Annotated in this window: 22 protein-coding genes and 1 riboswitch; of the genes, 16 read left to right on the top strand and 6 right to left on the bottom strand. The window is 43.6% G+C overall.

Translation table 11 applies throughout. The features are described 5' to 3' along the window. Positions 1-29: 29 nt before the first annotated feature. The 4 genes from NDA03_RS10610 to NDA03_RS10595 all read left to right on the top strand — a co-directional run bounded on the left by NDA03_RS10610 (position 30) and on the right by NDA03_RS10595 (position 5,737). Positions 30-383, top strand: coding sequence for a hypothetical protein (locus NDA03_RS10610; protein WP_348237984.1), 354 nt, complete (start codon positions 30-32; stop codon positions 381-383). A gap of 336 nt (positions 384-719) precedes the next feature. Continuing rightward, the gene (locus NDA03_RS10605) at positions 720-2,876 is read left to right on the top strand and encodes a polyribonucleotide nucleotidyltransferase (protein ID WP_190411827.1); all 2,157 of its coding nucleotides are present in this window, start codon (positions 720-722) and stop codon (positions 2,874-2,876) included. Between the two features lie 645 nt (positions 2,877-3,521). Further along, a riboswitch (cyclic di-AMP (ydaO/yuaA leader) is annotated at positions 3,522-3,712 on the top strand. A 163-nt stretch (positions 3,713-3,875) separates the two neighbouring features. Next, positions 3,876-5,153 (top strand): glycosyltransferase family 1 protein, encoded by a 1,278-nt coding sequence (locus tag NDA03_RS10600; RefSeq protein ID WP_348237983.1) that lies wholly within the window; start codon positions 3,876-3,878, stop codon positions 5,151-5,153. Between the two features lie 218 nt (positions 5,154-5,371). Continuing rightward, a complete protein-coding gene (locus NDA03_RS10595) occupies positions 5,372-5,737 on the top strand; it encodes a hypothetical protein (RefSeq protein WP_242031478.1) in 366 nt (121 codons plus the stop codon). A 108-nt stretch (positions 5,738-5,845) separates the two neighbouring features. Here NDA03_RS10595 and NDA03_RS10590 read toward each other — a convergent pair whose 3' ends face one another. Together NDA03_RS10590 and NDA03_RS10585 are read right to left on the bottom strand one after the other, a co-directional pair. Beyond that, the gene (locus tag NDA03_RS10590) at positions 5,846-6,253 is read right to left on the bottom strand and encodes a pentapeptide repeat-containing protein (RefSeq protein ID WP_190411830.1); all 408 of its coding nucleotides are present in this window, start codon (positions 6,251-6,253) and stop codon (positions 5,846-5,848) included. 146 nt (positions 6,254-6,399) lie between these two features. After that, positions 6,400-6,582: a hypothetical protein gene (locus NDA03_RS10585; RefSeq protein WP_190411831.1), complete on the bottom strand. Its 183-nt coding sequence runs from the start codon at positions 6,580-6,582 to the stop codon at positions 6,400-6,402. Between the two features lie 22 nt (positions 6,583-6,604). On the opposite strand from NDA03_RS10585, the gene tpiA reads away from it, so the two are divergent. Both tpiA and folP read left to right on the top strand, forming a co-directional pair. Beyond that, on the top strand, positions 6,605-7,336 hold the full coding sequence (tpiA, locus tag NDA03_RS10580) for a triose-phosphate isomerase (RefSeq protein ID WP_190411832.1): 732 nt from the start codon (positions 6,605-6,607) through the stop codon (positions 7,334-7,336). 54 nt (positions 7,337-7,390) lie between these two features. Further along, on the top strand, positions 7,391-8,344 hold the full coding sequence (folP, locus tag NDA03_RS10575) for a dihydropteroate synthase (RefSeq protein ID WP_347277018.1): 954 nt from the start codon (positions 7,391-7,393) through the stop codon (positions 8,342-8,344). Positions 8,345-8,455: 111 nt separating this feature from the next. On the opposite strand, the gene NDA03_RS10570 is transcribed toward folP, so the two are convergent. The 4 genes from NDA03_RS10570 to NDA03_RS10555 all read right to left on the bottom strand — a co-directional run bounded on the left by NDA03_RS10570 (position 8,456) and on the right by NDA03_RS10555 (position 15,290). After that, positions 8,456-9,268: a stomatin-like protein gene (locus NDA03_RS10570; RefSeq protein WP_190429171.1), complete on the bottom strand. Its 813-nt coding sequence runs from the start codon at positions 9,266-9,268 to the stop codon at positions 8,456-8,458. A gap of 160 nt (positions 9,269-9,428) precedes the next feature. Beyond that, the gene (locus NDA03_RS10565; RefSeq protein WP_348237982.1) at positions 9,429-11,243 is read right to left on the bottom strand and encodes an alpha/beta fold hydrolase; all 1,815 of its coding nucleotides are present in this window, start codon (positions 11,241-11,243) and stop codon (positions 9,429-9,431) included. Between the two features lie 191 nt (positions 11,244-11,434). Next, complete coding sequence (locus tag NDA03_RS10560) at positions 11,435-13,726, bottom strand: polysaccharide biosynthesis tyrosine autokinase (protein WP_190411835.1); 2,292 nt, start codon at positions 13,724-13,726, stop codon at positions 11,435-11,437. A gap of 88 nt (positions 13,727-13,814) precedes the next feature. Further along, a complete protein-coding gene (locus NDA03_RS10555; protein WP_190411836.1) occupies positions 13,815-15,290 on the bottom strand; it encodes an SLBB domain-containing protein in 1,476 nt (491 codons plus the stop codon). Between the two features lie 270 nt (positions 15,291-15,560). Between NDA03_RS10555 and NDA03_RS10550 the strand changes: the two genes are divergently transcribed. From NDA03_RS10550 to NDA03_RS10505, 10 genes are all read left to right on the top strand, one after another. Then, entirely contained in the window at positions 15,561-16,931 is a 1,371-nt protein-coding gene (locus tag NDA03_RS10550; protein WP_190411837.1) for an O-antigen ligase family protein, read from the top strand. Between the two features lie 274 nt (positions 16,932-17,205). Beyond that, positions 17,206-18,120, top strand: coding sequence for a phytanoyl-CoA dioxygenase family protein (locus NDA03_RS10545; RefSeq protein ID WP_190411838.1), 915 nt, complete (start codon positions 17,206-17,208; stop codon positions 18,118-18,120). 98 nt (positions 18,121-18,218) lie between these two features. Then, a complete protein-coding gene (locus tag NDA03_RS10540) occupies positions 18,219-19,577 on the top strand; it encodes a flippase (RefSeq protein WP_190411839.1) in 1,359 nt (452 codons plus the stop codon). Continuing rightward, the gene (locus tag NDA03_RS10535) at positions 19,574-20,767 is read left to right on the top strand and encodes a hypothetical protein (RefSeq protein ID WP_190411840.1); all 1,194 of its coding nucleotides are present in this window, start codon (positions 19,574-19,576) and stop codon (positions 20,765-20,767) included. The genes NDA03_RS10540 and NDA03_RS10535 overlap by 4 nt, the downstream gene beginning before the upstream one ends. A 2-nt stretch (positions 20,768-20,769) precedes the next feature. Next, a complete protein-coding gene (locus NDA03_RS10530) occupies positions 20,770-21,678 on the top strand; it encodes a glycosyltransferase family 2 protein (RefSeq protein ID WP_348232665.1) in 909 nt (302 codons plus the stop codon). Positions 21,679-21,692: 14 nt separating this feature from the next. Beyond that, positions 21,693-22,310: an acyltransferase gene (locus NDA03_RS10525; RefSeq protein ID WP_190411842.1), complete on the top strand. Its 618-nt coding sequence runs from the start codon at positions 21,693-21,695 to the stop codon at positions 22,308-22,310. A 6-nt stretch (positions 22,311-22,316) separates the two neighbouring features. Beyond that, positions 22,317-23,048, top strand: a complete 732-nt coding sequence (locus tag NDA03_RS10520; RefSeq protein ID WP_348237981.1) for an acyltransferase — start codon at positions 22,317-22,319, stop codon at positions 23,046-23,048. Positions 23,049-23,098: 50 nt separating this feature from the next. Further along, positions 23,099-24,022, top strand: coding sequence for an NAD-dependent epimerase/dehydratase family protein (locus NDA03_RS10515; RefSeq protein WP_190411844.1), 924 nt, complete (start codon positions 23,099-23,101; stop codon positions 24,020-24,022). Between the two features lie 23 nt (positions 24,023-24,045). Continuing rightward, on the top strand, positions 24,046-25,179 hold the full coding sequence (locus NDA03_RS10510) for a glycosyltransferase family 1 protein (protein WP_339380614.1): 1,134 nt from the start codon (positions 24,046-24,048) through the stop codon (positions 25,177-25,179). 30 nt (positions 25,180-25,209) lie between these two features. Continuing rightward, the gene (locus NDA03_RS10505) at positions 25,210-26,700 is read left to right on the top strand and encodes a hypothetical protein (protein WP_190411846.1); all 1,491 of its coding nucleotides are present in this window, start codon (positions 25,210-25,212) and stop codon (positions 26,698-26,700) included. Positions 26,701-26,740: the final 40 nt, after the last annotated feature.

The following is a 26,740-nucleotide window of genomic DNA, read 5'->3' as shown; positions in this document are numbered from 1 at the left end:
AAAATTTATTTACTTTTTTAACGACCTTCTTGCCAAATGGGATTAAAGCCGAACTCGACCAGATGTTTCCTTCTGAGCAAGATGCAGTCAGAAAATTACTGAATCTGATTATTATTGAGGGTCAAACTTATCGCAAAAGTAAACCTCTATCCAAAGTAGAATTTGCTGCCTACTGGATGACCCACGATGCTTTTGTTGCCACCGACAACCACACTAAATCCACCAACGCCGATGAAAATCTTGGGAGCTTTACTATCTCAAGCCCAACTTTCCCGGACGGTGCAGCTACATCTGCAATGCTGGATTTATTGTACAACCTGCTTGAGCGGGGTCAAGGCATGAGTAGGTTGATGGAGATCAATGCTAGAAATAGCTGCCGTTAAGGGTTACACGGCGATGATGTTCAATTTTGTCTTGGCAATTAACACGCCTTCTATCCGATTGTGACAATCTTTAATATTTGAGAGAATCGGGCGGATTCTGAGCGCTGAACATTTATTTGATGGACTATCTCAGGGACGAGTAGGAGACGTCCTAAAGATGTACCGCTCTTTGCGCTAATTTATCAGCCGTCAGTTGTTATCGTCGATCCTCTGCGCCCTTACTCCTCTGTCCGTCCTCGTCTCCGGAATGCCGTCATCTACACTAAAGGCACCACCAGTACCTAAGTGCTACGATTGCGAAAGATAAAGAAAAATGATAGAAGGACAAAGTACCGCATGGTAGAGCTAGACAAGTCAATATCCTTTGATGGACGGGATATTCGACTGAAGGTGGGTTTGCTTGCCCCTCAAGCTGGGGGTTCAGTTTTAATTCAGTCAGGAGACACCGCAGTTTTAGTCACGGCGACTCGCTCCGGAGGCCGAGAAGGCATTGATTTCCTGCCGTTAATGGTAGATTACGAAGAAAGGCTTTATGCAGCCGGTCGGATTCCCGGTGGTTTCTTGCGACGAGAAGGGCGTCCCCCCGAAAAAGTAACGCTCACGGGTCGTTTGATTGACCGTCCCCTGCGTCCATTATTTCCTTCCTGGCTGAGAGATGACATTCAGGTAGTAGCAACCACGCTGTCGATGGATGAGCAGGTACCGCCGGATGTTCTGGCGGTAACAGGTGCTTCAATTGCGGTGCTTTTAGCACAGATTCCCTTCCAAGGACCGATGGCAGCGGTGCGGGTTGGTTTGGTGGGGGATGATTTTATTATCAATCCTACCTACGCCGAGATTGAGGCGGGGGATTTGGATCTGGTGGTGGCAGGCTCTCCAGATGGCGTGATTATGGTGGAAGCTGGAGCGAATCAGCTGCCAGAACAGGATGTCATTGAGGCGATTGATTTCGGCTATGAGGCGGTGCGCGACTTGATTGAGGCGCAGCGAGAACTCATGGCAGCACTGGGGATTGAATTGGTTCAAGAAATCCAGCCGGAAGTCGATTCGACCCTAGAGAATTTTATTCGCGATCGCGCGACTGCCCAAATCAAAGAAGTCCTCTCCAAATTTGAACTCGACAAAAATAGCCGCGATGCTCTTTTAGATCAGATCAAAGAGACACAAATCCTGGCAGCGATCGCAGAATTAGCTGAAGACGACCCCATCCGAGTGGCTTCTGCGGCTAACTCTAAAGCAGTGAGTAACGTCTTTAAAGACATCACCAAGAAGCTGATGCGCCGTCAGATTGTCGAAGACAGCGTCCGGGTAGATGGTCGCAAGCTTGATGAAGTGCGCCCTGTCTCTTGTCGCGTGGGTCTGTTGCCCAATCGGGTTCATGGTAGCGGTTTGTTTAACCGAGGACTGACCCAGGTGTTATCTGTTTGTACTCTTGGCACCCCAGGCGATGCCCAGGATCTTGCAGATGACCTGCATCCAGAAGATGAAAAGCGCTATTTACATCACTATAATTTTCCACCCTTTTCTGTTGGGGAAACCAAGCCGATGCGGGCACCCGGTCGTCGGGAAATTGGTCACGGGGCACTAGCCGCACGGGCAATCGTGCCGGTGTTACCGCCGAAGGAAGAGTTCCCCTACGTGATTCGGGTGGTGTCTGAAGTTCTTTCTTCTAATGGTTCCACCTCGATGGGTTCGGTGTGTGGTTCCACCCTGGCTTTGATGGATGCTGGCGTGCCCATTGCGAAGCCGGTGAGTGGCGCAGCAATGGGACTGATTAAAGAAGGCGAGGAAGTTCGCATTCTGACGGATATTCAGGGCATTGAAGATTTCTTAGGTGACATGGACTTTAAGGTGGCAGGTACCGATACTGGTATCACTGCCTTGCAAATGGACATGAAGATCAGCGGACTGCCTCTGGATATCATTGCCAAAGCCGTCGAGCAAGCAAAGGGCGCTAGGCTGCACATTTTAGAGAAAATGCTGGCAACCATTGACCAGCCCCGCACCGAGATGTCACCTTATGCACCTCGCTTGCTAACGCTCAAGATTGAGCCAGAACTTATTGGCATGGTCATCGGGCCTGGAGGCAAGATGATTAAGAGCATCACTGAAGAAACGGGTGCCAAAATCGACATTGAGGATGATGGCACAATCACGATTTCAGCAGTAGATGGCGAGAAGGCGAAGAAAGCCCGCAACATCATCCAAGGGATGACGCGGAGGCTGAATGAGGGTGATGTATACGCTGGTCGCGTAACCCGGATTATTCCAATTGGGGCGTTTGTGGAAGTGCTTCCCGGAAAAGAAGGGATGATCCACATTTCTCAACTTGCTGATTACCGAGTCGGTCGCGTCGAAGATGAAGTGGCTGTCGGGGATGAAGTCATTGTCAAGGTACGGGAAATTGATAGCAAAGGTCGGATTAATCTGACGCGCTTGGGGATTCACCCAGATGAAGCGGCAGCTGCTCGTGAAGCGGCAGCAAGTCGTTAAAAAAAAGCACTTAGCGATTAGCGATTAGCGGTTAGCAATTAGGAATTGAAATTGCTAACCGCTAATCGCTGAACCGAGCTTTTTTCCTCAACAACTACTATTCCATTCGGTTATTAAATCTAATCTAATTATCCCGTAGCTATAGCAATCCTATTTGAGTTGCAAGCTAGGAGTTCAGATTCCTGACTTCTTCGATAAGTCGAATATCTCGCGTTTGAAAATGATTTAGCACCGAGCTATAAAAACTATAATTAGATGAATCATAGCAACAGTAAAGAGTTGTTTCTAGTAGTCTTTAACTCTTAGTTATGAGTTGGTTGATATTGAACGAATGACTGAAGGTTAAAGATGTAGAAAGCTTTTATTAATAACGAGTTGCATTTCTTGTCGTATAGGTTAATGCTGTGCGCGAACGTTCGCTAACAAAAGTTAGCTGATGGTTTTTTTACTTAGCCCAATGTACTCTATCGACCCCATCCGCCCACATCAAATGCTTGACTCGTAAGTCTGACGATTGGAGGGTAAGTATAGATATCATTATCGTATATTAAAAAACATCTATCTTAAGGTAGGTTGACGATTTTTAAATTGTAGTGTTAAGGTTGCAGTCAGTCTACATAAGTCAGCCTAATCCAGTATCTCACTTTAAAAAACGTACCTTATCTAATTAAGGTGAAGCTGGAGCGGAGGAACCAAATTTTGGGGCTTATCGATGAGAGATTAAAAATTAAAAATAGTAATCCTAATTTTTAATTTTGCATTCTTAATTTCTCAGAGAGGGACATCTCTCAGTCCTCGCCCGTCAGCTAACTCCGTCGGCATTGAGAGGAGACTGAAGAGTCAGCAATTTTGTAGAATTTGCGCGATCTCATCAGTGTCCTTGGCTGGTATCTGTTCGCTTCGTTGTACCTGCCCTCGACTATGAGTAGAGGCACATTTCGTGCTTCAACTGCTGGCGTAGGAGAGCAGGTGCGCTAGCTATGAGGAGAAAATCAACCGATGTTACTGACTGAAAAAAATCGTATCGCCTTAATTTCAGTAGATGGCGATCCAGCGGTAGAAATTGGGCAAGAAGAAGCTGGAGGTCAAAATGTCTATGTGCGTCAAGTAGGATTAGCACTCGCTGAGCAAGGCTGGCAGGTGGATATGTTCACTCGCCGCAGCACTCCGGAGCAACTGGATGTCGTTCAGCATACGCCTAACTGCCAGACAATCCGATTAGCCGCTGGGCCAGCCCAATTCATGAGTCGGGATCGACTCTTCTGCTATTTACCAGAGTTTGTTGAACAATTCCAGGCATTTCAGCAGCGTGAAGGTTGGCAATATACCCTGGTGCATACCAATTATTGGTTGTCATCTTGGGTGGGAATGGAACTGAAAAAGCACCAACCTTTGATACAGGTACATACTTATCACTCGCTGGGGGCGGTAAAGTATCGTACAGTTTCCGAAATTCCAGCGATCGCTTCCACACGACTTGCCGTTGAAAAAGCGTGTCTGGAAACAGTCGATCGAGTGATTGCTACCAGTCCGCAAGAAGAAGATCAAATGCGATCGCTTGTTTCCACTCAGGGACAGATTGAAATGATTCCCTGCGGTACAGATATCGTTAAATTTGGTTCCATTCAGCGCCAAGAAGCACGCCAACAGCTAGGAATTGCCAGCGACGCCAAAGTAGTGCTGTATGTGGGTCGTTTCGATCGGCGCAAGGGAATTGAAACTTTAGTCCGAGCTGTAGCAAAATCAAGCTTACGCAAGTCTTGCGACCTAAAGCTCCTCATCGCAGGCGGAAGTCGTCCGGGACAGAGTGACGGCATTGAACGCGATCGCATTGAGAAAATCGTAGCTGAAGAAGGCATTGGCGATCTCACTTGCTTCCCCGGTCGTGTGGAAGATAACGATTTGCCTCTCTACTACTCAGCTGCCGATGTGTGTGTTGTCCCCAGTCATTACGAACCCTTCGGTTTAGTTGCCATTGAAGCAATGGCTACCCGGACGCCGGTAATTGCAAGTAATGTAGGCGGCTTGCAGTTTACCGTAGTGCCAGAGGTAACGGGTTTACTGGTACCTCCCAAAGATGAAGTCGCCTTTGGACAGGCGATTGACCGCATCCTAGCCGATCCCGATTGGCGAGACCAATTAGGCCAAATGGGTCGCCAACGGGTAGAAATTGCCTTTAGCTGGAATAGCGTGGCATTACGACTCAGCCATCTGTACACCAAATTACTGTGCCAAGCTGCTGTTGAATCTACGAGCAAACCGCAGCTAGTCGCTTGAGATTTTTTCCCCTGAAAAGTGCTGAGTCCTTTGGGATGGGATTTTAATCCCGATAGCGAGCAAGAAAAGGCACTAGAAAAGAGTTTCCATCCAACGTTGTGAGCTTTCAGTGTATAAGCGTTTCTTGCAATAAAAACAATCAATCTTCTTTGTTCCTTGCAAGGAGGAAATGAGACTCCCTCTTCGTTTCCGAAAGTTAGGACAGGTTCTCAATATTTTTGCAAGAACTCTATTCCCCAACCCTAAACAAATTTATTCCAAATCGATGGATTGTCGGTAAAAGCGGGATATCCATCCAATCATTTGAGAGCAATTCAAGTAGTAAGAAAACGGCAAATCACAAAATTAGGAGAGTTGAAATCATGCTGAATATCGGAGATAGCGTACTACATAAGAAAACCGGACGCTCAGGCAAGGTTTTTGGCTATGGCTATCAGATGGTTAATAGCACATACTTACCAACACTTATTGTCAGAGTAGTTGAAGCTGCAAGTTTAAGCCAGAAGAGTTTTGTAGAAGATTTGTCTTCGTCATGGATTCTGAAGGAAGAAGCTTCTCGGCTCTCGGCAAAGACTGCACGATAGAGCCTAGCACTGCTGCATTTGTGCTTTGAGCGATCGCTCAAAACAAAACTCGGTCAGTTTCTGACCGAGTTTTGTATTTTTGTCAAATATTTAGTTGTGAAAAAACCACTAATCCCATTTAACGTTATTCGGCAAAATCGCGTTGTCGAGAGCCGCATCCTTCAAGTTAGCATTTATCAAGTTAGCCTCTCTCAAATTGGCACTACTTAAGTCGGCTTTCTGGAGATCGGCGCTATTTGCAAATACACCCGTTAAATTAGCTTTTTCCAGATTAGCCTGCGTTAGATCGGCACCTTCTAAGTTGGCATTCGCTAGGTTAGCTCCCTGCAAGTTTGCCCCTCTCAAATCAGCCCCCGTGAGATGGGCACTTACAAGATTGGCTCCTTTCAAGTCGCAGTTCTGACATTGCTTAGTTTCGATTAATCGTCTGACATGAGCGGGATTTTCGGCTCGGACGGGAGCAACTAAGCCTAAGGGAAGCAGAATCGCTGCGGCTGCTAAAAATTTTAGTTTCATATTTACTCCAATAATTTAAGTTTTTTATTTACGTTCTGGTATAATTTTAAACCTATGTTTTTTTGAGAAACATCCTACGATAGGGGGGAATCTTTCGGGTAAATACCCACCTAAAGTAATAAAAAGATTTTTGAAGTGAGTAGCGGCTAAGAGCAGCATCCCCAGAGCGATCGCTCCTGCGGATCGAGTGTTGGCGTGCAAGGATTGCGGGGTGAAATTATCGCGTCGCTTGACATTTGCGCTTTTAGCGACCAGAAAGTGTAAATGCGATCGCCTTTAAAGCAGGGGTTCCCCCGCCGTACTAAACTGGAGGTTACAGTTTTTAGCATTCTGAACTTGACTGAGTTAGCTGTGCGGAAAATAGTTATTGCCGGTAATTGGAAAATGTACAAAACTCAGACCGAGAGTCTGGAGTTTTTGCAAGGATTCATGTCTCACCTAGAAGAAACCCCAGACGAGCGGGAAGTAGTCCTAGCGGCTCCTTTCACTGCTTTGAGCATCATGTCTAAAAATCTGCACGGTAGCCGCGTGCAGCTGGGTGCCCAAAACATCCACTGGGAAGAAATGGGAGCCTACACAGGTGAAATTGCCGGACCCATGCTGACAGAAATTGGGGTGCGTTTCGTAATTGTGGGTCATAGCGAACGGCGTCAATACTTTGGCGAAACCGATGAAACTGTGAACCTACGGCTGAAAGCAGCGCAACGCTACGGTTTAACGCCCATTCTCTGCGTCGGCGAAACCAAGCAACAACGCGATGCAGGTGAAACAGAATCCCTGATTTCTACCCAACTGAAAAAAGGCTTGGTTGACGTTGATCAAGAGAACCTGGTTATTGCCTACGAACCTATTTGGGCAATTGGTACTGGCGACACCTGCGAGTCAAAAGAAGCAAATCGGGTGATTGGCTTGATTCGCACTCAATTGACAAATCCAAATGTCTCGATTCAGTACGGTGGCTCGGTCAAGCCCAATAATATTGATGAAATCATGGCGCAGCCAGAAATCGATGGGGCTTTGGTCGGGGGAGCCAGTCTGGAGGCTGCCAGTTTTGCCCGAATTGTCAACTTTCAAAAAGGATAAGGATGTTAGCGAAGCGGCGCTTTCTTCGCCGGATGACGGATGAATCAATCCAAAATCCAAAATAGCTTGACCCTGCGGGGTCAAACTTTTGACTGGGGACAGCGCACTTATTTAATGGGTGTGTTGAATGTGACGCCTGATAGTTTTAGTGACGGCGGAGACTTTAACACGCTAGGAGACGCCTTGGCTCAGGCTAAGCATCTTGTGGCAGCCGGAGCCAATATCCTCGATGTGGGGGGACAATCAACCCGCCCCGGAGCCGCCCAAATCTCTCTGGAAGAGGAATTGGATCGGGTGCTACCAGTAGTGCAAGCCCTCCGAAAGGGTGCAGAAGGAAAGATCGAGGATGACTCCGATTCTGCGGTAGGAGTCATAGAATCTGCTCAACACAGCAATCCCTTATCCCACCCTCCGGGATACATCCCTCATCCTTCTGAGGTTCCGATTTCCGTGGATACAACACGGGCATCTGTGGCACGGGCAGCGATTGGGGCGGGGGCTGATATCGTCAATGATATTTCCGGCGGTACTTTCGACCCGGAGATGTTTGCTGTGGTGGCAGAGTTGGGAGTCCCCATTGTGTTGATGCACATCCGAGGGACGCCAGCTACCATGCAGCAGATGACGAATTATCAGGACTTGATGGGGCAAATCTCCGAGTTTTTGTCAAGTCAAATTGAGCAAGCGATCGCATCTGGCATCGATCGCTCAAAAATTATCATCGATCCCGGCATTGGCTTTGCCAAAACTTACGAGCAAAGTTTGGAAATTCTGCAACGCCTGCCGATGTTGCATTCTTTAGGTGTTCCTTTGTTAGTGGGACCATCCCGGAAAAGTTTTATCGGGCGGATTTTAAATCAACCCGATCCCAAAGGCAGAGTGTGGGGAACGGCGGCGGCTTGTTGCGGAGCGATCGCGGGAGGTGCTGATATCCTCCGAATTCACGATGTCCAACCTATGCACGACGTTTGTCGCGTCGCGGATGCCATTTTCAGAAAACAAAAATAGAAAAGCTAAGAGCGATCGCTGTCTTGAAATGCCTTAAAAAGTGATGTTTTTAATTTCAAATCAGCTCGACTCTTAAAACTCTTTTCATTTTTGTTTTTTACCTTTTACCTTCTAAGTTCCCGATCCATTGCCATTAGAGCCATTAGGCGGTTCAGGAGTAGACATTAAATCAGTCATGGCTTCTGATAAAGCTTTCGGGTCCATAAATACCACTTTGGAGTTAGGACTCGCACTCAATTTCTGATTGGCATCGACATATCTTTGAGCAACGAGAAACTGCAATACTTCTCTACTTAAAGGTTGTGACTGCAAAGCTTGGCTCAGAATTTCTATCGACTTCACAGTTCCCTCCGCTTCCAAGATGGAAGCGCGTTTCTTACTTTCCGCTGCTCGTTCCAGCTCCAGAGACTCCAAGACAGTTTTTGCGGGCGTAATGTCTCGTACCTCGACGCGAGTCACCTTAACTCCCCACGCAGCCGTCGCTTCATCCAACTGCTGTAACAAAGTCTGATTAATTTCGGTTCTGGAAGAATACGTTTGCTCCAGTTCCATTTGACCAATCGCAGAGCGAAGCGTCGTCAAAACTAAGTTTTCGATTGCTTGCTCAATATCTTCAACGGCGTAGTAGGCTTTTTCCAAATCCAGAATCTGCCAGTACACCACTGCATCAACTTTCAGCGAAACGTTGTCTTTGGTAATTGCCTGTTGAGGGTCAATGTTCAAAAACTTCTCGCGGCTGGTTTCCTCCACCACAATTGAGTCAACAAAGGGAACGATAAAGTTGAGACCGGGCGCGAGTCTTCGATTGTACTGACCCAAGCGCTCTACTAAAGCTTGATTTCCTTCGTTGATAATTTTCACAGAACCCACTGTATAGCCGATAATCACTAAGGCGAGGGGGGCAAGAATCGTGATGGGGTCCATAATGCGCTCTCTCCTGAAGAGGCTACTGTCAAAAGTAGCGATTAGCTTAATGCTAACTTTTAATTAGTCACAGCTTGACTTTGATTAAATCAGGATTTTTATCCAAAACTCGGAGCCTTGCCTTAGTTTTGAGAAACATTTCATTGGGATGCCCGCCTTTCTAGGGCAGTGGTGGCAAAGCCAGCCACGAAGTAACGCTTGGGGGTAGTTGCGTATTCAGGCGCAGCGCCAGTTCTGGGGTAGAGAGAGATTGGGCGTAGACGGGTGTTAAAAAGGGTTCGTAAGTTGAGGCGGCTGGAGTCAGCTGTTTGACAAATGCCAAGGTGACGCCTTTAAGCAACTGACGCAGGGGAGCCGCTACTTCACCAGTGCGTTCGTTGACGAGGGTTGTTTGAGTGAGCTGTTCGCCTTGGCTACCAGGAGCAAAATCGCTAATGCTTAAGTGAGTTCCGCCAATTGCTGTGAGGAGATATTTCGGGCTGGGTAGTTGGGTAAAAGGTCGTAGTTGATGGTTCAGCGATGGAGTGAGGGGATCGCTGGTGCCAGTCAAGATTAAGGTAGGAGTGCTAACTTTGCCAAGACCTTTTTTGCCAAATAAGTCTCCCACGACGGGGTTCAGCGCGATCGCTTGCACCACGCGCCGATCCCGCAAGCTCAAACGTTGATTGGGCAGATCCGCTGCTGCACACTGCAACCAATCGCCCCCCGATTTCCCTAGAGGATTGCGATTTTTGCAAAATTGTCGCAACTCATCCAGATTCAGTTCGCCTCCTGCTAACGCTAAAGCCGTGTAGCCACCCAAGGAATGACCAATCACGCTCACTTTCTCAGTATTCAGTTTCCCCTGAAGGGAACCTGGTAGCTGGTTTAGCCGAGCTAGCTCATCAAGCAAAAAGCTAATATCTTTGGGCATGGCGACAAATTCGGACGCCGGTAACAAAGGCACTAAACCGGGTACTCCCACAGAGTTGCTGCCAAAATGCCCGCCAAAGATTTGGTTGGCATTGCTGCCCGGATGTTCGATGGCGGCGACGGTGATGCCGTGAGAAGCTAGGTGACGGGCTACATAAGCCAGGAAGGAGCGATCGGCTCCAAAGCCGTGGGAGAGGACGACGAGGGGATTTTGAGAATTTTGGTAAGCGGGCTTCTCGTTTGTGTTTGCCCAGTAAAGATCGACGACGATCTTGCGATCGCTGGTGTATGTCCCCAGAATCGGCTCTTGGCGTCGCCAGTCGTGAAAGGTCAGGGTCTGCTGCTGTACTGTTTCGGAACCCGCTTGGGCGGGGTTAAACGCGGGACGAAATTTTCCTTTGGTGACGGTCAGTTCCCGCTCCAGTAGAGGGCTTAAAGCTCCGCTTTGCCAGTAGGGGGCGTTGAATTCTAGGGCGATCGCGATCGCTGAAGAGGCGTCTATGGTAATGGTGTCGGCTGGATAGGACTGCAAAAAGCTGATAACGCTTAAGCCGTTGGCTTGCCGCAAGGCTAGAGTTAGACCTGCTTGCAGTTGTTCTACCGTACTATTCGGGAGCGCCAATCCCAGCTTCTTGATTAATTCTTCTCCAACGGGCGATCGCAACACGTCTTTCACCACTTTGTCTCCCAAATTCGGATCTAGGTGCAAGCGACGGTTGAGGATGTCTCGAAATTCTGAGCTGAGCAATGCCTTGTAAGGCTTGAGACTTGCAGGAACTTCCCCCGTTTTGGCAAAATCCTCTAAATCTTCGATCGCGACCGATTGCTGAAACGGTCCCAAGCGCAGCGTTACCCGTTCTGCTGCTAAGACGGGTGCCTCAATTAGCAAAAGTGCGATCGCGTTGCTTAAAGAAGTTAGCGTAACGCCCCATAATAAGCTTTGAGCAAGTAAGCGCGTCCGTCCGATCTGCCTTGCCGTTTCTGAAAATGGCGGCGTTTGCGTTCTTGAAAGCGACTTTCGGAAACCCTTGTCCCGAAACCAGTCCAGCTTTAACTTCATCATTTCCATTTACCCCGTTTGAGTGCAGCAGCGCCGTAATGTAGAAGCAATTCGATTGTGGTTGTTCCCATTCTTAAAAAGCTCTGCACTTGTGCGATCGCTTTTATAGAAACTGGATAGTCAGTGCTGTTAGCACAGCAAAGCCAAGCATGGACTCAGCGAACATAAGAATACGCCCCTGCCCCGAAGCTCGCTTAATTGCGACTATAGGTGCGGCTATAGGAAGGATACGCGGGAGAAGTATACCCTTTAATGCCATTGGCGACGATACCCAAGACTGTGCCACCGGAGATTTTTAGTCCATCTAATGCTTTCATCAGCATGGAACGGTCTGTTTGATCGATCCCCACAACTAAAATAGTGCCATCTGTATTCGCTGCCAAGATGTTGCTGTCTGCTAAACCAACTAGGGGTGGTGAGTCGTAGATCACTAAGTCGAAACGGGCTTGAAATTGCTCGATCAGATACTGCATTTTATCTGACGAAAGCAGTTTGATCGGGTCTGAAGAGTTGTGACCCGATGTTAAGACAAACAGGTTGTTGTCTTCTGGCGATCGCTGAATGGCATCATTCAGACTCAAATCCGTGGCGATGATATCGCTGAGTCCGCGCACGTTCGGTAAGCTTAAGCGAGTATGCAGACTCGGACGCCGCAAATCGGCGTCTATCAATAATACCCGCTGACCAATTGCCGCTGCGGCTTTCGCCAAGTGAATGGCAACCGTTGATTTTCCATCTCCCGGTGTTGCGGAACTGATTGCCAAAGAAGTAATCGGCGTCCCGGAACTGAGCAAGCGAATATTGGTATAGAGAGAACGGAAGGCTTCCAAAAATGGCGAATCGGTGTATACATTTAGCTTCTTGCGACCATTGCCATTTGCTTTATTGTCACCCAAAAGTTGATTTAAACCGGCAACATCCGCTGCGGTAGAGAGTTTGCTGGGTTTCTTGGGCGGTTTCTTGAGTTCCTTGGCAAAAGGAATCACTCCCAAAATCGGCAGTTTCGTTTCCCCTTTGACATCTTCGGGGGTATGGAAGACTGTATTGAGAGCCTCGATGAGAAAACCCAACCCGATACCCAATAGCGCACTTAAAACAATTGCGATCGCTAACTGTTTTTTCGTTTGTTTCGTTGCTACTGATATCAGGTTGCCATCTTCATCGCGCCGTAGCTGAGGCTCTTCAATCAGTTCCCAAGGCACTTCCTGCTGGGCAGCATCTAAGTTCAAGGCTTCTCGTTTGCCTAAAAATTGCTTGAGGTTATCGGTTGCAACTAATAATTTTCGCTGTATATCGGCGTGCTGGCGGGCTACCGCAGGTAATTCTTGCAGTTGTGCTTTGATTTTCCTTTCAGTTTTCAGAATTGTTTGGTAGCGCTCCTGTATTCCTTGGATTCTTCCCTCCAATTTTTTGAGAAGCCCTTGGGCTTGTTCGCTCAGCAACCGTTGCAAATTTTCCCGCTTTTCCTTAAGAACCAGAATCGGTGGGCTATCGTCCCGAAATTGGGGGGATTGTGCCGCAATAGTACTATCTAGAGTTTGAATCTGCGCTAGCAAGGTTTCGTAGGTTTTTGCATCAGTAGACAAAATTGCGGTAGAGTTCCCTTCTTGCAACTGTTTTTGCATACTGGCATATTGCGCTTGCGCGTCAGCGAGTTCCGCTTGGGTATCCGATCTTTGTCTTTCAAGCGTCAAAGCCTGCTCGTATAGCAAGGAATCTGCTTGTTCCGGATCGCTGACATTATACTGCTGCCGCAGTTTTTGGAGTTGTGCTTGCAGCGTATCAACTTGCCCTTGTAGCTGAGGTAGCTGCTGATTGATAAACTCAATTCCTTGTTTAAGGCTTGACAGGCGCTCTTGGCGGCTGTAATTCAGATAATTTTTATAAAGACTATCCAATACAAACTGAATTTTTTGCTGGTCTTCATCCCGGTAACTAACTTCTAAAATTTTGGTGCCGTATTGAACTCCATCTTTTTCATAATTGACTCGAAAAATTAAGAGTTTCGTCATTAAGGAGTTATATGTTATCTCCGGATATTTTTTTTGCAATTCCTTGATGACTGGCAACATTAATTTCGTACTTTGCAAAACTCGGATTTGCGTCTCATAATCCAATAAACTAGATTTTTCTACTTCGATTTTTTGGATATCTGCATTGTTCGTTTGAGACGATAAAAATTGCTTCGCCAATCTATCTTCAGCAGTCACGGGTTCCACCAAAAGCCGAAAAGCTCCTTCGTATTCTGGAGCAATCTGCTTTGAGGTAAAGACAATCATGCTTCCTGACATGACAGTTAATATAATTGTTACCCCTGCCATAACTGGGAGTCGGCGGCGCACAACCCCTAATAGCCATGCCAAGTCCAGCTTCTGTTCCTCACTGTCGTCAGAGGGTCGAGTCAGGTGCCCTGGCAAGGACTGAGTCAACTTGCTATTACTAGTGCGCTTATTAAAGAACGGCTGTGAATTGTGTTCGGTATCCATTTACCTATTAGATAGAAGTAGATAGAACAAAAAAAGCTAACTACGGTTTAAGAAAACGTTTATAGATACACCCTGAATATATGCTTACCTAGTCATCGTCTCCCAAGATTCCAAATAAATTAAAAATGTTGAAGAATGTGAAAACCTTTTCGATCGGTTCTAAGAATGTTCGCACACTGTCAGAAGTTTTGGCGCTTCCAGAACGGCTGACGACAATAATGTCGTTATTGCGGACGAGTGGATTATTTGTCTCATTGATTCCTTGGGTTAAATCAATATTGACTTTACTTTTTGACACTGTACCGTCAGGGTTGAGGCGAATTAAATCAACCGCCTTTCGATTCGCTCTAGCATCATTGAATCCTCCCGCAGTCAGCAATGCTTGATTCAAGGTTGTGTTTGGCGCAACCTGCACCACTCCTGGACTTTTCACTTCTCCGACCACACTTACCTTAATAGTACCGGGAGAAAAGCTAGTGGTCGCTAATTCAGAAATTTCTGCCGGGTTAACTGCTGATGCAGTGGGAATGAAAATGGTATCTCCATCTTGCAAAAGCGTATCTTGACTGAAATCCCCAGCCTGCAAGAGTTGCCAAAGATTCAGATCGATGATTTGTTCTGTCCCTGCTTTGGTGAGTCGCCGCAGCTGGATACGGCGAATATCTGCCAAGGGCTTAATCCCCCCAGCCAAATCGATTGCCCGCGTTACAGTTGGCAGCCCCAGGGTTCTTTGCTCTAGTGTTGTCTTTCCTCCAATCACAACATAAGTACCAGGACGGTTGACTTCTCCTACGACTGCAACACTGCGGGGTTCCTCTAAAGGAGGTGAAAAACGAGTCGTGGCAATTTGGCGTACTTCGTCTAAGTTAATGGTGCTGGTTGTGGGAATAAAGACAGTGTCTCCATCCCGCAAATTTAAATCTTGCCTGCTGTCGCCGGTTTGTATCAGATCCCAAAGATTCAGATTGATTACTTGCTCGGAACCGGATGCTAGCTTGCGACGCACCTGAACCTTACGAATATCAGCCGTCAGCGTAATTCCCTGTGCCAGCTCAATTGCCTGGGTTACGGTGGGATATTGGAACCCAGGCACGCTCCCGACTCCAGCTATCAGAGGAATTGTGAAGCCCCCTGGGCGAGTCACCTCTCCTCCCACCCGAACATTGATAGGGCGAGGAGACAGAACGCTAATGGTGATGATGGGTCGTTTGAGGAAGCGAAAGTATGCAGATGAAATGGCATTCGTCGCTTGTGGCACGGTTAGCCCCTGAACCGATAGGGTTCCAATCAAGGGTAGGGATAAGGAGCCATCTGCGAGAACTTGGTACTCGCCGCTATATTGGGGAACCTCGAAGATATCAAGGCGGATGCGATCGCCTCCACCCAATGTATAGGCTATATCTGGTCGAGCAGGATTAGTATTCGCTTGTGCAAGAATTGTAGGTTTTTGAAAACGCGGTACAGTCCCCTGCGTAGGATTGGGGCAAGCAAAGGCAAATGTTGCCACTAAGGTTATCCCGGCAGAAGTTCGAGTGAGTTGTCTATAAAAACCTAGATCGACCATACATAACCTACTTGTTTTATATTTTTAAATTTAAGCTGTGTGAGTAGAAACCTGCCACTCTAAATAGTATTTATTTATCCTCATTTTATAGGTAAATCTCTTAAACCTATTTATAGTAAGCTTTTTGAAGTTACTAGTTTTTAGTTTGTATCTTTAAAAGAATTAAATACTCGTAAATATACGGAAATTCATTATTCTTCTCTGGTTTAATCAGTCGCTATACTCATATAGGGTCAGCTTCGCGTTATTTCTTGTCTAAGAATATTAAACATGAGTACTCTCGCTTCAAACCCTCTATTGTTAATAATCGCTGCCACCAGTGCGATTATTTATATCTTATTATTGTTTAACTTTGCTGGTAGAAGTCAAGCGACCTCTAAAACATTAGAAAAAGTTTTTATTGGTTTAATAATCTTTGCGATCGCAGGAGTTACTTTAAGCGGATTTGATAAAATCCATCCTAGAGCTTTATATCTACAGGGAAAAAAGCTTTATTCGACGATTTTTCAAATCGGCATTTACGCCACCTTTATATTCATTATTTATTCGCGATTCTTGCAAAATATTAAAGACTCAGTTTTTGTTATTTCTAGGCTTCTCATTAATAATGTTTATTTTTGCGGATTACTCTTTTTATTAATTCTATCTGCGGCTTGGTCAGGAACTCCAACTTATACACTCAAAGCTAGTATAGTTTTTTTAGGCACAACTGCTTTTTGTGTTTACGTTGGTAAGCAGTATAAATGGAAAGAACTATTTGATTTATTGCTTACTATCAACAAAATCATACTTTTACTGAGTGTATTTTATGCTTTGTTCAGACCGTCAATTGGAGTAACGTCTAAGGGCTGGCAAGGAATTTTACCCCACGGAAATGCTTTTGGATTCTTGATGGGTCTAACAGCTGTTATGTGTTATATACAGTCAGTTCGCAAACCAAAAACTAAATGGCAATCTCTGGGTTTTGCTGCTTTATCTATTTTTTCTTTACAACGCTCAAATAGCGGAATGGGGAAAGTTCTGTTGGTTCTACTGATAAGCGTGTTAATCGTTATCCGCTTTATCAAAAACTTGCCTCCACGATTAGCTTTTGCCTGCATAATCTTTTTTATGGCTATCGCCATGTGTTTGTGTATTGTAATTACCCAAAATGCCGAATTTATTATTGTAGATACACTGAATAAAGATTTGACATTAACCGGACGCACAGACTTCTGGCCTTTAGTAATCAACCACATTAAACAACATCCACTGCTGGGCTATGGATACCAAGGATTTTGGCAGTCTTGGCGAGGAGCAGCCGATCCAGCGGCTGACATCATCGTGGTAAAAACCCAATTTAAGCCAGAGCATTCTCATAATGGTTTTTTAGACCTAGCTGTAGACTTGGGATTCGTAGGATTAGGGTTCTTTTGCCTTTCTTTCTTAACGAATATTGCTTTAGCAGTTCAGTATATGAAGCGTACCCAAGAACCTGAATTAGTCATGCCCCTGCTACTGATTACCTGGGCAGTTCTGACAAATATTACTGAAACTGGATTGATATCAATTACCTATGCTTGGCTGTTTTATGTTATAGCAACAGTTCGATTATGCCTGGACGCTACAGGAAACAGTTCTCAAGAGAATTCCAGCGCTTAAGAACTGATTTGCCGGTCTTGAGGGGTGCCTAACCAAGCAGGCGATCGCTAGAAGGGTTAGAGGCTCGGTAAGCGATCGCTTTAATTAAGGATGAGTTTCAGCCAAATATGTTAAGCCGTGTTGCAATAACATTCAACACTTTTTCGGGATATTTACCTAGGAAAACTTTCTCGCTATCTAATTTCCGGATATTTACGTAGGAAAATTTTCTCGATATCTAATAATATACGTTTAAAAGTGAACTAAAACAATCAGTTCCTAAAGGATTTAATTTATGGACACCCCTAAAGATTATTACGAAACTAACGGATACTATGTCTTTAGAAATCTCATTCCTGAAAATTTAATTAATAATATTTTAAAAGAGTATAACTCCAATATCCTTTCATCTAACTCTCCTTTCTTTAGACAATCAACGAATAAATGGGAAACCAATACAATTACTCCCAATGGATATTCTGAAGAATCTTTTAGAGATGTTCACGATTACCCAGATTATCCAGGATTTACTGAGGCAGCTAAAGAAGTTTTCTGTTTGCAGCAGGTTAGGGAAGCACTGACTGAACTGACGGGTAGTAAGGAGCATAACCTCATGCAAACTATGTTCTTTGATATGAACACAGCTACCCCTGCCCATCAAGATTGGTACTATTTAGATTCCATGCCCAATGGTCATTTGCTGGCTGGATGGTTTGCTCTGGAGGATATCCACGAAGAAGCGGGTCGATTCTATGTTTTACCAACATCTCATCTGGTTGACTTTGAGTTAACAGATGATGAAAAACTATCTAATCGGTTTTACTTGGAAAAGTTGAAGGAGTATATCAATGTTCACAAGAGTAATATTCAAGCTCCTGCCTTGAAAAAAGGGGACGTCTTATTCTGGAACTCTAGAACGATTCACGGTTCCTTGGAAACACTCAATCCCCAATATTCTCGCAAATCTCTCACGGCTCATTATTTACCAGCAATATATGAATTCGGTAGCCGCAATGCAGAATCTCCGACTGCTGTAGATTATGCCACGTACAAAGGAATGAAGTATCGTTTGATTCCTGCAATGTACAAAAATTATTCAGCGGCAGCGAAACTGAAAACAGATTTATTGCAGTATTTGTGGGAGCAACCGAAACTAATGCGAACCGCAAAATTTGTGAGAAAAGTCTTGCAAGGTGCTAAAGGTAAATAATCGATTCCGTTCTGTTCACCGCAACAACAAATAGGGTTTTGTAGGACGACCCAGTTCTCAAACCCTATCTTTATTCCTTCATAAATTGCCCAATTCTAATGTTAGACAAGCTGAGTCTGGTCAATCAAAAGCTTAGCCCTGGTCTACGCAAGGTGTTCAGCAACATCGCGTGGCTGTTCGCTGACAAAATCCTCCAAATGGGCTTAAGCCTAATTGTAGGGATATGGGTGGCTCGCTATCTAGGGCCGGAACAGTTTGGCTTATTTAATTATGCGATCGCATTTGTAGCGCTGTTGGGGCCAATTGCCAACCTGGGGCTTGATAGCATCGTAGTACGCGACATTGTGCGCGATCCGTTTACCAAGAATGAAACACTTGGGACTTCCCTCGTACTAAAACTTATTGGCGGTGCTGTAACAACTTTGTTAGCGGTTGGCGCAATTTCCTTACTACAGCCCCAGGACTCTTTAACTCATTGGCTGGTAGGAATTATCGCTGCTGGAACCATTTTTCAAGCTTTCGAGACGATCGATCTCTGGTTCCGCTCACAAGTTAAATCTAAGTATACAGTTGTTGTTAAAAACTGCGCCTATTTGCTTGTCTGTGCTGTCAGAATTGTCTTAATTCAAATTAAAGCTCCTCTCATTGCATTTGCCTGGGCAAGATGTGGAGAGCTTGCCTTAGCTGCTGTGGGATTGATAATAATTTATCAGACTAGTGGACAAGATATAAAAGCATGGCGTAGCAGTCTCCCTCAGGCGAAAAACTTAATCAAAGAAAGCTGGCCCCTGATTGTGTCAGGAATCGCCATTTATATTTATTCCACTATCGATCAGGTCATGCTGGGTTCCTTCTCTGCTCAAGAACTTAAATTCGATCCTAAATATGAATTAGGCATTTATGCCGCTGCTGTGAAGATCTCGCAGATATTTGATTTTATTCCCTCTATCATGCAAATATCTTTTTTCCCAAAACTCACTGAAGCGAAGGCTCAAGGGGAGATTGAATATTTCAAAAAATTTCAGGCTTACTTTGATTTAACCTTAATTTTGTGGTTGATAATCGCAATTCCAGTTTCACTGCTTTCCACTTACATTGTTCATTTCTTGTACGGAGATAAGTATGCAGCTTCAGCAATAATATTATCAATCTATGTTTGGTCACAGTTTGGTAGCGGTTTTGGTCTTGCGAGAAATGCGTTTATTATGATTGAAGGAAAAGCCAAAAATGAATTACTTTTAACCTTTATAGGGGCAGTCATAAATATAGTTTTAAATTTACATCTAATTCCTAAGTATGGGGCGGTTGGAGCCACCATAGCAACCTTGATTACTTATTTCATCGTAACTGTAGTTCTCAACTTTATAATTCCCGATTTAAAGCCAATCAGTAAGTTTATTTTACGTTCTTGCAATTTATATAAGGCTGCTACAAGAATTAAAGGAATCGTGCAATGATTGAAATAAAACCAAGCATTCAGCACAAATCCACCTGTCCCCACAGCGGTACACTGCTGAAGCCTCAAGGTATTCTTTGGCAGGGAATGCATATTTGCGTAAAATCTAAGTGCGACTCCTGTAATATAGAAATTATTGAAGATTTAGAAGTTGGTCATGCTGTCACTTTTCCTTATCAAATTGATTTAGCAAAAGGCGACGTTTTTGGAAATGAATCTTGTAAATATTGGTTAGGTCAAAAACTTCTTTACTCTCTGCAAAATCCCCAATCTGAAGAGATTGCGATATCTAAGGAGGTTTTTAAGCAGCATCAACGTGTCATTATCTTAAACTGTATTGATTATCTTTATGGGCATAGTTTGTTAAAGCTGCTTAATGTCCAAAGATATCTAAATAATTACCCAGATTGCGGCTTAATTGTCATCGTCCCAAAGTTTTTGAGATGGATGGTTCCAGAGGGCGTTACAGAAATTTGGACGGTAAATATCTCTTTACAGCAAGGGCAATGCTACTATCCGAAGTTTGACCAATTTATCTCTGAGGAATCCAAGCGTTTTGATAAAATTTACGTAAGTAAGGCATATTCTCATCCGAGTCAGTTTGATATTAGTAAATTTACGCGGGTTCCCACTCATAGCTTTGATAAAGATTCAAACCAAATAACCTTTATTTGGCGCGACGATCGGATTTGGTGTAATCCGCTTCTCTTCAAAACCTTGAGGAAATTAAAGATGGTTGATATTGCCCTCAAGCTTCAGAATGAAAGGGTGCAAAAACTATTTTTAAAGATTCGCTCTAAAGTTCCTTTAGCAAAGTTTACGATCGCTGGTTTGGGGAGGAAAACTCAGTTTCCCGACTGGATTGAAGATTTGCGGGTAAACAAGTTTAATTCAGACACTGAGAGGCAAATGTGCCAAGTTTATTCCCAAAGCCGCTTGGTCATTGGTGTACATGGTTCTAATATGCTGTTACCTTCTGGTCATGCTGGCATGACTCTCGATCTGATGCCAGAGGATCGGTGGGGAAACGTGGCGCAAGATATCCTCTATCAAGAGACAGAGCCTCGATTGGCTGCTTTTCGATATCGCTATGTTTCGCTTCAGACTCCTTTAGATGAAATAGGAGCGATCGCTTCCAGTATGCTCCTACATTACTCCGAATATAAACAGAATATGACTGCTGATAAGTGACCATGAAAACTCCCGTTGCTTTGTTAATCTTTAAACGACCTGAGACTACATCCAAGGTTTTTGAGGTAATTCGTCAGGCAAAACCGCCGAAGCTTTTAGTAGTTGCTGATGGCCCTCGTAGCGATCAACTAGGTGAAGCAGAAAAGTGCGCTGCTGCTCGTGCAATTATTGACACTGTAGATTGGGATTGCGAAGTTCTAAAAAATTATTCAGATGTAAATTTAGGCTGCGGTTTACGTCCAGCTACAGGTATTAATTGGGTATTTGAACAAGTAGAAGAAGCCATCCTTTTCGAGGATGATTGTTTACCTCATCCAACTTTCTTTCAGTTTTGCGAGGAGTTATTAGAAAAATATCGCGATGATGAAAGAGTAATGAGTATTGCGGGAACCAATCTTTTAGGCGAACGGAAATTACCCGGGCAAAGTTATTATTTTTCCTACTTTGGTGGAAATTGGGGTTGGGCATCCTGGCGTAGAGCTTGGAAATATTTTGATTATGACATTAAGCAATGGCCTGAAATTTTCGAGAGTCGGTTCCTAGAAAATTACTTAAGGGTACCAAAACATTATTTATTTTGGCAAAAAATATTTCAAGATGCCTACCAAAATAAAAACAGATCCTGTTGGGATTATCAATGGTTGCTAGCTTGTTGGCTTCAACATGGATTAAAAATAGTGCCTGAAGTTAATTTGATTACGAATATTGGTTTCGGAGCTAATGCAACTCACACTTTTTCTACTGAAAATCCCTTAGGTAAAATGGGGACGCAAGAAATTAGCTTTCCTTTGAAGCATCCTCCTTTTATGATTCGAGATGTAGAAGCAGATACCTTATTTCAAAAAAACTTTTTTGACAATAGAAGCCTATTTACTAAAGTTAAAAATAAACTTCAAAAAAGTTTTGCTTAAGGAGTAATTACGAGATGAACCCCTTCTCCAAAATTAAGTTTAAAATTAATGCTAATTTAACCAAAAAAAAGTGTGTAATTGGCAATAGTTCAAGCGTTTTAGACCACAATTCACTGATAAGCCACGATCGCGATAAAAATAGTATTATTCTTGGTGAAAACACTCACATCGAAGGTCAATTAATGACTTTTCCTGGAGGAAAAATAAAAATAGGCAATTTCTGTTATTTAGCCCAAGGCTCTAAAATTTGGTCAGACACTTTAATTGAAATAAAAGATAGAACAATCATTGCTCATAATGTAAATATATTCGACAATCAAACTCATCCACTCGATCCGGTAGCGCGTCATCAACAATTCGTTCACATTATCCAAAAAGGCTTTCCTAAAGACTTAAACCTAAATGGAAAACCAGTCATTATTGAAGAGGATGTTTGGATTGCTTGTAACTCAATTATTTTAAGAGGGGTGACGATTGGAAAATGCTCAATTATCGGTGCTGGCTCAGTCGTTACAAAAGATGTCCCTGCTTGGACGATTGTTGCGGGGAATCCAGCCCAGATTATTGGCAAAGTTCCTGAAGGTGAACGGAAGATTTTAAATAGCAAAGAAGTAGTAAGCGATCGCGGGTAAAAAGCAATGAAGCGCTTTATAGTATCTAAACTAACAGACGCTCAAATAGACAGGATTAAATGGCTAGGAGGTAACTTAAAAGCCCATTTTAGTAAAAGGCAAAATGTAGGTAAAAACTCTTATATCGATCCATCGGTTCATGTACTGGGGTGGGGTAATGTAAAAATTGGTCAAAATTCAGTTATCGGTTCGGAAACAGTAATTGTCATTAACAAACGAGAAAAAGAAAAAATTTCTGTCATTGTTGGTGATAACTGTTTTATCGGTCGCAGAAACTTTTATAGTGCTGGAGCTTTAATAAAAGTCGGTGACTACAGTTTAATTGGTAATGACTGTAAACTGTTAGGAAGTGGGCACGAATACACTTCTCCGTTTATTCCGTATCACACTGCTTTAACAACTACTGATGGAGTAATAGACATCGGCACAAATTGCTGGCTGGGTGTAGACGTGACTATTTTGAAAGGCGTCCAAGTAGGATACGGCTCAATCATTGGAGCTTCCACCTTAGTAAATTGCAATATTCCCCCATTCAGCGTGGTGGTAGGAAATCCATGTCGAATCGTTAAAAGATTTGATATGCGATTGCAAGAGTGGGTAAGGGCTAAAGATTATTCTGAAGATGGCGATCGATATCTTCCTGGTGAAGATGAATATTTAGCAATATTAAAAAAAAATTTTCCCGCTACTAGAATGCCAACAATCGCTGTTAGCAAGTTCTTCGGGGATTTAGACTAACAAAGTAGGAAGAAAATAGATAATTTTACGAATAAATAAAAAATATTTCCATGAAAACTGTTTTAATTACAGGTGTTACAGGGTTTATCGGGCGATATGTTGCTCGTCAGTTTACAGAAACTGGATGGAGTGTTATTGGGCTGGGAAATCGCCCTCCAGAGAATGCACCTAGACAAGATTTGTTTCGCTATGAACAATTAAATTTGCCTTCTGCGGATCTAGCAAAAATTGTTCAAGAGTTGCAACCGGAAGTTTGTATTCACTGCGCTGGAAGAGCTTCAGTAGAGCTTTCAATTAGCGATCCATCAGCAGATTTTAGCAACAGTGTTGCTGTCACTTTCAACCTTTTAGATACATTACGTCTTTATGTTCCAAAATGTCGCTTAATCTATCTTTCTAGTGCTGCTGTCTATGGAAATCCAGAAACCTTACCCATTCAGGAAAACCAAAGCTTGAAGCCAATTTCTCCCTACGGCTTTCATAAGCTGATGTCTGAGCAACTTTGCGCTGAGTTTTTCCAAGTTTATAACTTACCCACTGCTATAGTACGCATTTTTTCGGGTTATGGGCCAGGACTGAGGCGACAAGTTCTTTGGGATATGTGTCAAAAAGCTTTGATAAACCCCGCACTAAAGTTACGAGGTACTGGCAACGAAAGCCGCGATTTTATTCATGGTAGAGACGTAGCAAGGGCACTTCAGATTCTTGCTGAAAAAGCTAATTTTGAAGCCGAGGTTTATAACCTTGCAAATGGTGTCGAAACAACAATCAAAGAATTAGCAGCATTAGTGTTAGCTAAACTAGGAGAAGATATTCCGGTTGAATTTGATAATAGTACTCCTGTCGGAACTCCGATAAACTGGCAAGCCGATATGAGCAAACTTTCCCAAATTGGATTTACCCCTGAAGTAACGATAGAAAGGGGTGTAAACGTCTATGTTCAATGGTGTCGAGCTGAGATTTTAGGATGGTAAAAAATCTACATATTTGCCTCAACATGGTGGGTGGCTCTGGCTGGCTAGGGGGCGTGCTATATATTCAGAATTTAGCTCGTGCGATCGCTACTTTACCAGAAACAGAAAAAGCGAATATCAAGCTAACAATCGCTGTTCACGATAAAGATATAAATTTAATAGAACCAGCCCGGGGTTACGTTAACCAAATTTATGCTACTTCCAAGTGGCAGCGTGCCTATCTAAAAATGTGTAATTTTTTAGCTGAGCGTATCTCTTTCATTCCTCTGGAACTACTAAATCCTCAAAAAATAAATTTTCTTTACCCGGCGATAGCAGGAACCCGCTCACCTTATCAGTGGGGAGGTTGGATTCCTGACTTTCAACACTATCACTTACCCAACCTTTTCTCTCCGGAAGAAATCGCTCAACGTAATCGAGATCAGCAACAAATTGCTCACGCTGCTCCTATTATTGTCCTCAGTAGCAATATGGCACAAGAAGACTTTAAACATCTTTATCCGGAAGCAGCTTCTCGAAGTGTTGTAATGAATTTTGTAAGCTGTCCCGCACCTGAATGGTTTGAGTTAGATCCTAAACTAACGCAAGAAAGTTATCAACTTCCAGATAAATTTTTCCTGATCAGCAATCAATTTTGGAAACATAAAGATCATGCTGTGGTAATTGAAGCTTTGGGGCTACTGAAACAACAGGGGCTTACACCTACCGTTGTTTGTACTGGAAGTGCTACTGATTATCGTAATCCTGATTATTACAATTACCTCTTAACAAGAATTGAGGAATTAGGAATTAGCGAACAAGTACGTCTTTTAGGATTAATTCCTCGTGTAGACCAAATTCAGCTCATGAGGAGGTCTTTAGCTGTAATTCAGCCTTCTTTATTTGAAGGTTGGAGTACGGTTGTAGAGGACGCACGTTCTCTTGGTAAACCCATGTTACTTTCTGACTTTCCTGTTCACCTGGAGCAGAATCCTCCTGATTCTTACTTTTTTGAGCGTAGTAATGCGGAACAACTAGCAGCACTGATTGATAAAAGTTTCACTACATTAACACCAGGACCAGATGTAGAAAAAGAAAGTTTAGCTAAACAGGATAATGTTGAACAAATCAAAGGATACGGTAGGCGTTTTTTAGAGATAGTACGCAGTGTTGTATAACCAACAAAATTTTATCTAGGGATTTTTTAGATGTTGAAACGCTCAGAGAAATACTTACATTACGTACTCTTTGATACGCTCAAAGAAAAGAATGTTATTCCTCCAGCCTTTTTCTGGATAGCTGTAGCTACTTTGTATGCAGTAGCGAATGCGCCGAAGAATAGGATAATCATGGCGTTTCAAGCAATTTTCAATCGCCTGCCTCAAGATTGGGTTTCTACAACTGTTCAAGCAATCGAAAGTCGTTTCAGCCAAGGGGTAATTTCTCCAGAAATCCTAGCCAAAACTGCTCCGCAGCAACTAGCTGAGATTACTACTAATTACGGCATAATCCCTATCAAAGGATTTCTCTTTTTTATCGCAACTTTAGTTATTGCATACCCAATTTTAATATCGGTTATTAAGCCGCGCCATTCACTATTTCAGTTTGGGTTTAAAAGAAGAGCGATCGCGTCTCTAACCATCTTTGCAATTATATCTTTACTCATCGTCCCTTTTCGCTATCCTTTAGGTCCAGGGGTGATGGGTTTAGAGTATGCCATTAGGAGTTTAGAGCCTTTTAGTCAAAATGCTGACTGGTATTATCGACGCTTGTTTATGCTAGCGATCGCTAACTTTATCCATATGAGTGGACCATTCCTATATTACATTTTTTCTCTGGCTTGTACCTATCTTTTAATCTTCTTGACTTTAACCTTTATCGAGTCCAAAATCTTCGGTTCAAAGGAGACTGATGAGGGGCAACAAGAAATTGAATCCAAATCGATAAATTATCAAAAACTTGGTTTATATTACCTTTCAATTGCAACCAGTAGTTATTTAATTTTTAATTGTCAATTTCCGGGCTATGTCGATCAGTTATTTTTTAGCCTGCTATTACTTCCAGCTTGTATCCCTATGACTCGGCAGGGAAGACTCGCAACCCTTGCTTTTGCCTTAGCCACACATGAAGCCAGTGCTTTTGTCTTTATCCCAATTGTTATTTTCTGTTTTCCCAGAAGAGAAGTATTAACCGCTTTATCCTTAGTCCCCATTTATTGTTTTATTTGGTTTGCTGGCAGTGGATTTTCTCTGGATAGTCCAGTAAAGGCACACTTGATACTGGAGAATAAGACGGCATTGCAGTACTTAGCTGAAAATCCAATGTTGGGGTTAGCAGGGTTCTTTTTCTCCTACAAGCTATTGTGGATTATTATCCTGTATATCTTGTGGATACTTTGGCGTCAGGGCGAGACACTTTTGGTAAGTGCGATCGCTAGTATAATTGCATTCCCTATTTCTACAATGTTTTTGATTGTGGATACTAGCAGAAATGTAGGCTATGGTTTTTTTGGAATGTTAATCGCTTTTGCTATCCTGATCCGGGAAGAAAAAGTCTTTACGGGGCATTTTATATTATTTTATCTGGTCATTGTAAATATTATTATTCCTTCATACTATGTAGGTTTAAACACGGGTTTTCAGACTTATATGGGTCTGTATCATCTTATCCCTCTTTTCCCCTCCACTTATGTTCCATAAACATAAAATTTTAGGGTGAGCATTGCCCACCCTACTAATT

Origin of the sequence: Trichocoleus sp. Lan, assembly GCF_039961855.1 — a bacterium.
Lineage (GTDB): Bacteria > Cyanobacteriota > Cyanobacteriia > Cyanobacteriales > FACHB-T130 > FACHB-T130.
The sequence above is the reverse complement of the archived record's forward strand: the minus strand, read 5'-3'. Positions and strand labels throughout refer to the sequence as shown.

Bases quoted from the DNA above. Each gene is read 5' to 3' on its own strand.
- NDA03_RS10605 (WP_190411827.1), top strand. From the start codon at position 720: ATGGTAGAGCTAGACAAGTCAATATCCTTTGATGGACGGGATATTCGA.
- NDA03_RS10600 (WP_348237983.1), top strand. From the start codon at position 3,876: ATGTTACTGACTGAAAAAAATCGTATCGCCTTAATTTCAGTAGATGGC.
- NDA03_RS10590 (WP_190411830.1), bottom strand. From the start codon at position 6,253: ATGAAACTAAAATTTTTAGCAGCCGCAGCGATTCTGCTTCCCTTAGGC.
- NDA03_RS10585 (WP_190411831.1), bottom strand. From the start codon at position 6,582: ATGCTAAAAACTGTAACCTCCAGTTTAGTACGGCGGGGGAACCCCTGC.
- NDA03_RS10570 (WP_190429171.1), bottom strand. From the start codon at position 9,268: ATGGACCCCATCACGATTCTTGCCCCCCTCGCCTTAGTGATTATCGGC.
- NDA03_RS10565 (WP_348237982.1), bottom strand. From the start codon at position 11,243: ATGATGAAGTTAAAGCTGGACTGGTTTCGGGACAAGGGTTTCCGAAAG.
- NDA03_RS10560 (WP_190411835.1), bottom strand. From the start codon at position 13,726: ATGGATACCGAACACAATTCACAGCCGTTCTTTAATAAGCGCACTAGT.
- NDA03_RS10555 (WP_190411836.1), bottom strand. From the start codon at position 15,290: ATGGTCGATCTAGGTTTTTATAGACAACTCACTCGAACTTCTGCCGGG.
- NDA03_RS10550 (WP_190411837.1), top strand. From the start codon at position 15,561: ATGAGTACTCTCGCTTCAAACCCTCTATTGTTAATAATCGCTGCCACC.
- NDA03_RS10545 (WP_190411838.1), top strand. From the start codon at position 17,206: ATGGACACCCCTAAAGATTATTACGAAACTAACGGATACTATGTCTTT.
- NDA03_RS10540 (WP_190411839.1), top strand. From the start codon at position 18,219: ATGTTAGACAAGCTGAGTCTGGTCAATCAAAAGCTTAGCCCTGGTCTA.
- NDA03_RS10535 (WP_190411840.1), top strand. From the start codon at position 19,574: ATGATTGAAATAAAACCAAGCATTCAGCACAAATCCACCTGTCCCCAC.
- NDA03_RS10530 (WP_348232665.1), top strand. From the start codon at position 20,770: ATGAAAACTCCCGTTGCTTTGTTAATCTTTAAACGACCTGAGACTACA.
- NDA03_RS10525 (WP_190411842.1), top strand. From the start codon at position 21,693: ATGAACCCCTTCTCCAAAATTAAGTTTAAAATTAATGCTAATTTAACC.
- NDA03_RS10520 (WP_348237981.1), top strand. From the start codon at position 22,317: ATGAAGCGCTTTATAGTATCTAAACTAACAGACGCTCAAATAGACAGG.
- NDA03_RS10515 (WP_190411844.1), top strand. From the start codon at position 23,099: ATGAAAACTGTTTTAATTACAGGTGTTACAGGGTTTATCGGGCGATAT.
- NDA03_RS10510 (WP_339380614.1), top strand. From the start codon at position 24,046: ATGGTGGGTGGCTCTGGCTGGCTAGGGGGCGTGCTATATATTCAGAAT.
- NDA03_RS10505 (WP_190411846.1), top strand. From the start codon at position 25,210: ATGTTGAAACGCTCAGAGAAATACTTACATTACGTACTCTTTGATACG.